General features: G+C 60.7%; 9 protein-coding genes. 5 read left to right on the plus strand and 4 right to left on the minus strand.

Features of this window, described 5'->3' with window-relative positions:
• The first annotated feature begins 143 nt into the window (after positions 1-143).
• Together MO767_RS29410 and MO767_RS29415 are read left to right on the plus strand one after the other, a co-directional pair.
• Positions 144-308, plus strand: a complete 165-nt coding sequence (locus MO767_RS29410; protein ID WP_165353262.1) for a hypothetical protein — start codon at positions 144-146, stop codon at positions 306-308.
• A 110-nt stretch (positions 309-418) separates the two neighbouring features.
• Positions 419-1,282, plus strand: a complete 864-nt coding sequence (locus MO767_RS29415; protein ID WP_282483379.1) for a DMT family transporter — start codon at positions 419-421, stop codon at positions 1,280-1,282.
• A 39-nt stretch (positions 1,283-1,321) separates the two neighbouring features.
• Here MO767_RS29415 and MO767_RS29420 read toward each other — a convergent pair whose 3' ends face one another.
• The 4 genes from MO767_RS29420 to MO767_RS29435 form a co-directional block, all read right to left on the minus strand.
• Positions 1,322-2,263, minus strand: coding sequence for a LysR family transcriptional regulator (locus tag MO767_RS29420; RefSeq protein WP_282483380.1), 942 nt, complete (start codon positions 2,261-2,263; stop codon positions 1,322-1,324).
• 69 nt (positions 2,264-2,332) lie between these two features.
• Positions 2,333-3,862, minus strand: coding sequence for a tripartite tricarboxylate transporter permease (locus MO767_RS29425; protein ID WP_282483381.1), 1,530 nt, complete (start codon positions 3,860-3,862; stop codon positions 2,333-2,335).
• A complete protein-coding gene (locus MO767_RS29430) occupies positions 3,859-4,392 on the minus strand; it encodes a tripartite tricarboxylate transporter TctB family protein (protein ID WP_282483382.1) in 534 nt (177 codons plus the stop codon). Before MO767_RS29430 ends, MO767_RS29425 begins: the two co-directional genes overlap by 4 nt.
• A gap of 52 nt (positions 4,393-4,444) precedes the next feature.
• The gene (locus tag MO767_RS29435) at positions 4,445-5,461 is read right to left on the minus strand and encodes a tripartite tricarboxylate transporter substrate binding protein (RefSeq protein WP_282483383.1); all 1,017 of its coding nucleotides are present in this window, start codon (positions 5,459-5,461) and stop codon (positions 4,445-4,447) included.
• Between the two features lie 378 nt (positions 5,462-5,839).
• On the opposite strand from MO767_RS29435, the gene MO767_RS29440 reads away from it, so the two are divergent.
• From MO767_RS29440 to MO767_RS29450, 3 genes are read left to right on the plus strand one after another with little or no spacing between them, the layout of a single operon-like run.
• Positions 5,840-7,183, plus strand: coding sequence for an MFS transporter (locus tag MO767_RS29440; RefSeq protein WP_282483384.1), 1,344 nt, complete (start codon positions 5,840-5,842; stop codon positions 7,181-7,183).
• Complete coding sequence (locus MO767_RS29445; RefSeq protein ID WP_282483385.1) at positions 7,176-8,132, plus strand: amidohydrolase; 957 nt, start codon at positions 7,176-7,178, stop codon at positions 8,130-8,132. Before MO767_RS29440 ends, MO767_RS29445 begins: the two co-directional genes overlap by 8 nt.
• Positions 8,129-9,133, plus strand: a complete 1,005-nt coding sequence (locus tag MO767_RS29450) for a 4-hydroxythreonine-4-phosphate dehydrogenase PdxA (RefSeq protein ID WP_282483386.1) — start codon at positions 8,129-8,131, stop codon at positions 9,131-9,133. Before MO767_RS29445 ends, MO767_RS29450 begins: the two co-directional genes overlap by 4 nt.
• Positions 9,134-9,210: the final 77 nt, after the last annotated feature.

A 9,210-nucleotide genomic window follows, 5' to 3' on the forward strand; every position in this document is an offset into this window, starting at 1 on the left:
TGCGCAGCCGAACGCAGGCTTCGCCATCTGCTACAGATCGTTGCCCTTTGTCCAGGTCATTGCAATCCACCTCACACGCTGGTTATAGTCGGCCCTCGGCGGTTTTCTAACCCGCCGTTCCACCCTTCAAAAAAGATCAGCCCATGCCAGCTTCCCTCATCAACGCGGTAGTCGATTCAGCGGTCAACGCTGGCGTCGTGCCGTGCGGGAATCAGCAGCCTGCGCAGATCAGTCATTACCCCCCACCTGTCAGTAGCACGCCGGTGTGCGCAGTCGTATCACCGCCAGGCGTTGGCTTCTCGGGCTGATCAGCTTCTTTTTGCTGTTTCCATGCCCGTCTGAAAAGTGCCCGCCGGAAAAAACTACTGAATTTCAGCTTCGGCTGAGTTGGCTTTTTGCCTGACTACAGGTGGTATTCATGTTTGTCCTTTCGAAACAATCCGCGCTCGCGGCAGCGTCCACGAGCCTGTTCGTTCTGCTGTGGAGCAGCGGGGCGATCTTCTCCAAATGGGGCCTGGCCCACGCGTCACCCTTTGCTTTTCTATTGATTCGCTTCGCTATCGCAATCTGCGGATTGGTGCTGCTGGTGCCGCTGCTCAAGCTGAAACTGCCCAAGGGTGGCAAGCCGATGTTGTATGCGATGGCCACAGGCGTGGTGTTGCTGGGGGCTTATCAGATTTTCTATCTGCTGGCCCTGGACCTGAAAGTCACCCCGGGAGTGATGGCGACGATCATGGGTGTGCAGCCCATTCTTACCGTGGTCATCATGGAGCGTCAGCGATCAGCCAGCAGAATGTTTGGTCTGACGTTGGGTTTGGCCGGGTTGATCATGGTGGTCTATCAGGGCATTGGTCTGGCCGGTATGTCATTGGCCGGTATGCTCTTCGGATTGCTGGCGCTGGCGAGTATGACGTTCGGCTCGATCATGCAGAAGCGCATCACCGACAATCCACTCGGCACGCTGCCCGTGCAGTACCTGGCGGGGCTGTTGCTCTGCGGAGTCTTCGTGCCGTTCCAGCCCTTTCATTTCGAACACAGCACCGGTTTCATCGTGCCGGTGTTGTGGATGGGATTGGTGGTGTCGGTGCTGGCGACGTTGCTGCTGTATAGGCTGATTGCACGGGGCAACCTGGTGAATGTCACCAGTCTGTTTTACCTGGTGCCGGCGGTGACGGCGGTGATGGACTATCTGATTTTCGGCAACCGGCTGGCGGCGTTGAGCATGCTTGGCATGTTGCTGATCATCATCGGTCTGGTGTTCGTATTCCGTAAAAACGCTTGAAACAAAACAAGGCCTGGGGCACGAGGCTCCAGGCCTTTTCTATTTGGCCAGCGCATGCTCGGCCCGCACCGAATTCATGAACGCCTGCATCGCCGACGACTGAATACGATGACGCCGAGTGATCAGCCCGAACGGCGGCAACCGCGCTTCGAACTTGATCGGCAAAACTGCCAGCAAATCACGCCCAGGATAATCCTCCACCACCGACACCGGCGTGACGCCGAGCATGTCGGTCTGCTGCACCAACGAGAGCAAGGTCATGATCGACGTGGTTTCAACAATGCTGCTGGGAATGTCGACCCGCGCGTTGTGAAACACCTGATTGATGATCGCGCGCATCGGGCTTGGATGCTGTTGCAGCACCCAGGTCATGTTTTGCAGTTCCGCCCAGCTCAGCTGCGTCTCCTGCGCCAGTGGGTTTTGCGCGCCGGCAATCACGCACAAAGCTTCTTCGCCGAAGCTGTCGAAGAGCAATTCTTCGGCCCGAGCGCCTGCCGGAATCCGGCCCAATACGATATCCAGTTGATCCTGTAAAAGCGCCTGCACCAGCACGTCGCTGGTATCGACCTGGATGCTCATCGACAAGCGTGGATGGCTTTGTTTCAAGGTCGCGATGGTGCGGGTCAACAGCCCCGAGGCCAGCGCCGGAATCGCGCCAACTGCAACCCGCCCGAGGTTGCCGGATTCCAGCGCGACCAGTTCTTCACGCATGCCGCTGAGTTCGGCAAACACCATGCGCGCGTAGTAGATGACGGTTTCCCCGAAGGGGGTAGAGCGCATGCCCCGGGGCAGGCGTTCGAAGAGCTCGACGCCCAGCAGGTCCTCGGCCTCGTGCAGCATCTTGGTCGCTGCCGGCTGGGTCATGCCGATGTGGTCGGCGGCGCGGCGCAATGAGCCGAATTCCTGCAACGCCAGCATCAGCCGCAGTTGGCGCAGACGCAGTCGGCTGTGGATTACGTTGGCTTCAGGAATTCGGGTCATGGGCCATGCTCACAAAAAGGACTGCGGCAAGCCTGACAACAAATGTCAGGCGTTGCCAGCATTGCTGTGTCACAGCACCGATTTTGGCTTGGCGACGTGGGGTTTGCGCAGGCCCGTCAGGGTTTGTAGCGCCTTGGAAATCAACGGCCAGAACAGCATCAGCAGCGCCGCCGTGGTCAGGCAGCCGACCAATGGGTTGGACCAGAAGATCCCCAGGTGCCCGTCGGAGAACAGCATCGATTGACGGAATGCATCTTCAGCCTTGTCCCCCAACACTGCCGCCAACACCAGCGGCGCGATCGGGTAACCGAGTTTCTTGAACAGATATCCCAGCGCGCCGAAGCCCAGCATCAGCACCACGTCGAAGAACGAGTTGTGCACCGAGTAAGCGCCGATGGCACAGACCATGATGATGATCGGCGCAATGATCGAGAACGGAATCCGCAGGATCGAAGCGAACAGCGGCACGGTGGCCAACACCACGATCAGACTGACGACATTACCCAGGTACATGCTGGCGATCAGGCCCCAGACGAAATCATGCTGCTCGACGAACAGCGTCGGGCCGGGGTGCAGGCCCCAGATCATCAAACCGCCGAGCATCACCGCTGCCGTCGCCGACCCTGGAATGCCCAGCGTCAACATCGGCAGCAGGGCACTGGTGCCGGCGGCGTGGTCAGCGGTTTCCGGGGCGATCACGCCTTCGAGTTCACCCTTTCCGAAGTTCTCGCGGTTCTTCGAGAAACGCCGCGCCAGGCTGTAGCTCATGAACGACGCCGCCGTTGGCCCGCCGGGCGTGATGCCCATCCAGCAACCGACCAACGTGCTGCGCACAATCGTCCACCAGTAACGCGGCAACTTGGCCCAGGTGCGCAGGATGATCATCGGTGTGATGCGCGCATGCTCGCCCCGGAACACCAGACCTTCTTCGACGGTGCAGAGGATTTCGCCGATACCGAACAGACCGATCACCGCCACTTCGAAGCTGATGCCGGTCATCAGCGTCGGCTGGTCGAAGGTCAGGCGCAGGTTGCCGGATACGGTGTCCATACCGACCGCGGCCATGGCGAAGCCGATCATCATCGCGACCACGGTTTTCAGCGGCGGGTTTTTGCTCATGCCGATGAAGGTGCAGAACGCCAACAGGTACACCGCGAAGAACTCCGGTGAACTGAACGACATGGCAAACGCGGCGATCTTTGTCGACAGGAAGGTCAGCAACAACACCCCGGCCAACGCGCCGATCAACGCCGAGCTGAACGCGGCGGTCAGTGCTTCGGCGGCGCGGCCTTCGCGGGCCATCGGGTAGCCGTCGAACGTCGTCGCCACCGATGAGGGCTCGCCGGGGATGTTGAACAGAATCGAGGTGATCGAGCCGCCGAACAGCGCGCCCCAATACATGCACGACAGCAGAATGATCGCCGACACCGGCGACATGGTGAACGTCAGCGGCAGCAGCAACGCCACGCCATTGGGGGCGCCGAGGCCGGGCAACACGCCGACCAGAATGCCCAGCAGCACGCCGATCACCATCAGGCCGATGTGGCCCGGGGTCAGGATCAGGTTCATGCCTTGCAGCAAGGAATCGAACTCGCTCATTTGAAGCTTCTCCGGGCCAGCGTAATCCAGTCGCCCAACGGGCCGGCATCCAGCGGGACCTTGAACCACAGCGCAAAAATCAGGTAGCTGGCGAGCACCGCGCCCAGCGCCACCGTGGCGATCATCAACTTGCTGTACGGCTTGGCGCGGACCTTGTCACGCCACATGAACCAGGTGATGAAGCAGGCCGAGGAAACGTAGATGCCTACAAACGGCATCGCCCCGACGAACAGCGTTATCGGGATGAACACCGACAACACTTGCTTGAACGCGCTGCGGCTGACGAATGAAATGCTCAGGGCTTGCCAGCGCACCACGGTCCAAACCCCGTTGGCCACGCTCGCGGCGCTCAGCATCAGGCCGATGTAGAAGGGGAAGTAACCCGGCTCGGGGCCGGAATCGCCCCAGCCGATACCTTGTTCGACGCTGCCGAACATCACCACCACGCCAATCAGCGCGGTGAAGACTGCCAGGCCGAGTTCGACCCAGCGGGTGCCGACCAGTGCCGGTGAATCCGAAGAATGGGACATGAAAGCACCTCCAGAGGTGACGGCCGTGCGCAGGCGGACGGCCGTGAACAACTCAGTTTTTCAGCCAGCCGGCTTCTTTGAACACCGGCGTGACGCGGGCGGTGTCCTTTTCAATGTAGGCGGTCAGCGGCTCGCCTTCGAGGAAGGTGGGTACCAACGCGTTCTGTTTGACGTAGGCCTTGAACTCCGGGGTCTCGGTGACTTTGCGCATCAGCTCGACATAGAACGCCCGCTGTTCGGCGGTGACTTCGCCGGGCATGAACACGGTGCGCGGGAAGCGATACTGATCGATGCCCAGACCCTGTTCGTGGCAGGTAGGAACGTCGGCCCAGGACTTATCGCCGGCGACTTTTTCGGTGTAGCTCATGCGCTCTTTACTGAACACACAGAGGGGTTCGACCTGATCGCCGCGCCATTGGCTGATGCTTTCACTGGGGTTGTTGACGTTGGCGGCGATGTGTTTGCCGGCCAGTTGGGTCGCGGCTTCACTGCCGCTCTTGAACGGGATGTACACCAGTTTGCTGTTGGTGGTCTGGTTCAGCAGCAGGGTCAACGTCTGGTCGACGTCCTTGGACTGGCTGCCACCCATGCGCAGGTTCGATGGGTCAGCCTTGACCGCTTCGTAGAAGCTTTTGGCGTCCTTCCACGGTGCGTCCTTGTAACTCCAGAGAATGAAGTCGTCCTCGGCGACGGCCGCGACAGGGGTCAGTTCCTGCCATTGATAGCCGAGCTTGGAAACCAGCGGCAACAGGTAGATGTTGTTGGTACCGATCACCAGTTTTTCCGGATCGCCCTTGTTCATTTTCAAGTCGAGGAAGGCTTCGGCGCCGTTGCCGCCGCCCTTGTTCAGGACGATGGTATTCACGTCGAGGAACTTGTGCGTGGTGATGATCGACTGGATCAACCGACCGAGCTGGTCGGTGCCGCCACCGGGACCGCCAGCGACGACGATTTCGACGTTCTTGTCCGGCTGCCAAGCGGCGTTGGCGAGAGCGGGAAGGGCGCCGGCGGCGACCAGCGTGCAGCCAAGAAACAGACGGGATGTGCGACGGACGAATGCATTTCGCATGGAAGGCCTCGTTTTTGTAGTTGTTATGAGTGACTTGTCGGAGCGGTAAAGCTGCAAGCCTGGAGTGAGTGTGTGAAGCCTCGGACCCCGCGTCTAGTCAAAACAATACATACACCGATAGCCTGCGGTTATAGGTCATGACGGCCAAACTCGCCGTTATCGCTGAAGGCTCTGCGCCAGAGCCTTTTGCGAGGAAAGTCGGGGTTTGCGTAATACGTTAAAAGCGCCCTGAAAGCAGGGCATGCCATAACCCGAGGCTATCGCCTTATTTCAAGTTTTGATTAGACGGTTATCACGCAGCCTTCGATAGTGCTCACCAGCGCCGCCATGAAGCGGCAACGTTGCAATCCACAACAATAATAAAACGAGGTACGCACCATGGCTCGTTCCAGTGCTTCCCTGCATCTGCCTGGCGCAGTTGCCCAGCCAGCGGCGGCAGCGGCCACACCGCTGGCCGGCACGACCAAAGCCAGCAGCGTGCGCTGGCGAATCTTCGCGATCATCTTTGCGTTGACCATGGTCAACCTGATCGATCGGGTCTCGCTGTCCATCGCGATGCCGACCATCGCCCATGAATTTTCCCTCTCGCCGAGCATGCAAGGGTTGATCCTCAGCAGCTTCTTCTGGGCGTATGCGCTGCTGCAGATTCCGGGCGGCTGGATGATCGATCGCTTCGGGCCGCACCGGGTCATCAGTTGGTCCACCGGGTTGTGGGGCACTTTCCAGGTGATCGCGGCATTCGCCACCGGCGGGTTGTCCTTGCTGTTTGCCCGTGTCGCACTCGGCGCCGCAGAGGCTCCCTTGTTCCCCTCCGGCGGCAAGTTGATTTCCCTGTGGCTGGCACCGAGCGAGCGTAGTCGCGGCGCGGTGCTGATGGACAGTGGCAGCCCGTTGGGCGTGGCGCTGGGCGGGTTGATCATTGCCTACCTGATTGCTTCGCTGGATTCGTGGCGTCTGGCGTTCGTGATTGCCGGCATCGCGACGTTGGTGCTGGCCTGGCTCGCACGGCGTTATCTGCGCGATGACCCGGCCAGTCACCCGCAGGTGAATGCTGAAGAACTAGAGAAGATCAACGCCGGGCGCGCGACGCCTGCTGCCGAAGCCGCGCGCGTGCCGGTCAAAGGCCTGGGCATCGCGGCACGTTCCTTGAGTGGTTTGCTGATCGGTCGCGCCAGTTGGGCGATGGTGTATTTCGGTCTGCTGACCTGGGGCCCGAGTTACCTGGCGCAGGCTCGCGGTTTCGATATCAAGGGGATTGGTGCGGCTACGTTTGTGATCTTTGTGTGCGGTGCGCTGGGTTCGTTGACCGGTGGTTTTCTTTGCGACGGGCTGATCCGCAAAGGCGTCAGCCGTGGTGTGGCGGTCAAGAGCCTGCTGGCGTTTTCCGGGCTGGTGGCGCTCGGCGCGTTCCTGCTGCTGCCGACCCTGAGCAATCCTTTTGCGGCCGTGGCGTTGTTGGCCATGACCGCCTTTTTTCTTATGTGGGGCAGCCTCTACTGGAGCTTCCCGGCGTTGCTGGCAGCACCGGCGCGTGTCGGGTTGATCGGCGGCGTGATGAACATGGCCGGCAGCACCGGCGGCATCGCGGTGCCGATTCTGGTGGGGATCATTCTGCAAATGACCGGTGGTTTTGCGCCGGTGCTGGGGTTCTTTGCGGTGTGCTCAGCGGTGTTTGTTCTAGCGACGTTGTTCATCAGCCTCGACGAGGTGCGTCATGGTTAATGTGTGGAACGGCCCGATCATCGACGCCCATCATCACTTCTGGGACCCGTCGATCAATGACCATCCGTGGCTGGCGCCCGAAGCCAGCATCCCGTTTCGTTACGGTGATTACCGCGCGATCAAGCGCCGCTATTTTCCTGACGACTATTTCGCTGACGCCGGCCCGCATCGCGTGGTGCAAACGGTGTACGTCGAGACCGAATGGGACCCGCAAGACCCGATTGGCGAAACCCTTTTTATCGAGGGTCTGGCCGCCCGATACGGCGTGCCGAATGCCGTCGTGGCGCAAGCCTGGCTCGACCGTCCGGACGCCATCGCGGTACTGGTCGAGCAAGCCAGTTTCAAGTGTGTGCGCAGCGTTCGCCACAAACCTGGTGGACCGACTTCGCCTGCGCAGGTCGGCCATGTTCGCAGCCTGATGAGCGACGAATATTGGCGCCGCAGTTTCGCCGCGCTCGAAGGTTTGGGGCTGCATTTCGATTTGCAGGCACCGTGGTGGAACCTGCACGAAGCCGAACGGCTGGCCCGGGACTTTCCCGGCACGACGATCATTCTCAACCACGCCGGGTTGCCCAATGACCGCAGTGCCGAAGGCCTGGCGGGTTGGCGTCTGGCGATGGCGCGGCTGGCCGAGTGGCCGAATGTGCAGGTGAAGATTTCCGGCCTGGGCCAGGCCGGCCAGGCGTGGCGCGCCAAAGACAACGCCTGGATCGTGCGTGAAGTGATCGCCATGTTCGGCACTGATCGGGCGATGTTCGCCAGCAACTTTCCGGTGGACAGCCTGTGCGGCTCGTTCGACGACATCTACAGCGGATTCAAATCCATCGTTGCTGATTTGCCCAGCGCCGATCAGGAGCGTCTTTTCTACAGCAACGCGCAGCGGGTTTATCGCTGCGAGCCTTGCGCCATTGACCGGACATGGCCCGAATCCTTGAGGAGTGAAGCATGAACAAGACAACCATCGCGATGGTCCTGGGCGACCCGGCGGGCATCGGCCCGGAGCTGATCGCACGCCTGCTCGGCGAGCCCGAAGTGCGCAGCCAGGCCAATGTGATTTTGATCGCCGACGAAGCGGAAATGCGTCGCGGAATGCGCATCGCCGGGGTGGAGTTTCCTTACCGGCGCGTCGAGTCGCTGGATCAGCTGGATTTTCGTGATGACACGCCACTGTTCTATGACTTTCGTGGCGACACCCTAGGTGAATTCCCTCGCAGTGAAGCCAGCGTCATCGGCGGACGCTACAGCCTCGACACCCTGGAAAAAGCCCTGCGCCTGACCGAGGCCGGCACCACCGACGCGGTGCTGTTCGGGCCGCTGAACAAGACCTCGCTGCACATGGCCGGCATGGCCCACAGCGATGAACTGCACTGGTTCGCCGAGCTGCTGGATTTTCACGGGCCGTTCTGCGAGTTCAATGTGCTCGACAACCTCTGGACTTCGCGCGTGACGTCCCACGTGGCCCTGGCCGAGGTGCCGGGCATGCTCAACCAGACGCGGGTGATTGAAGCGATCCAACTGATCGACACCGCGCTCAAACGCAATGGCCTGGAAAAGCCGCGCATTGGTGTGTGTGGACTGAACCCGCACAACGGCGACAACGGCTCGTTCGGTCGCGAAGAACTGGACATCATCGGCCCGGCCGTGCGCTCGGCTCAGACGCTGGGCATTGCGGCCGAAGGACCGTATCCGGCCGACACGATCTTCCTCAAGGTTCAGGGCGATGCCAGTGCCTTTGACGCGGTGGTCACGATGTATCACGACCAGGGGCAGATCGCGATCAAGTTGATGGGCTTCTCCCGTGGGGTGACGGTGCAGGGCGGCTTGCCGATTCCGATTACCACGCCGGCGCATGGCACCGCGTTTGATATCGCGGGGCAGGGCAAGGCGAATGTCGGGGCGATTCGGCAGGCGTTCGAGATTGCGTGTCGGATGGGCGTCAACAACTACTGACACCATGCAATACCCCGTGTGGGAGCGAGCTTGCTCGCGATAGCGGCAGTACAGACCCCCTTTCTGTGACTGTCAGA

The sequence above is a fragment of the Pseudomonas sp. UYIF39 genome (assembly GCF_029963765.1).
GTDB lineage: Bacteria > Pseudomonadota > Gammaproteobacteria > Pseudomonadales > Pseudomonadaceae > Aquipseudomonas.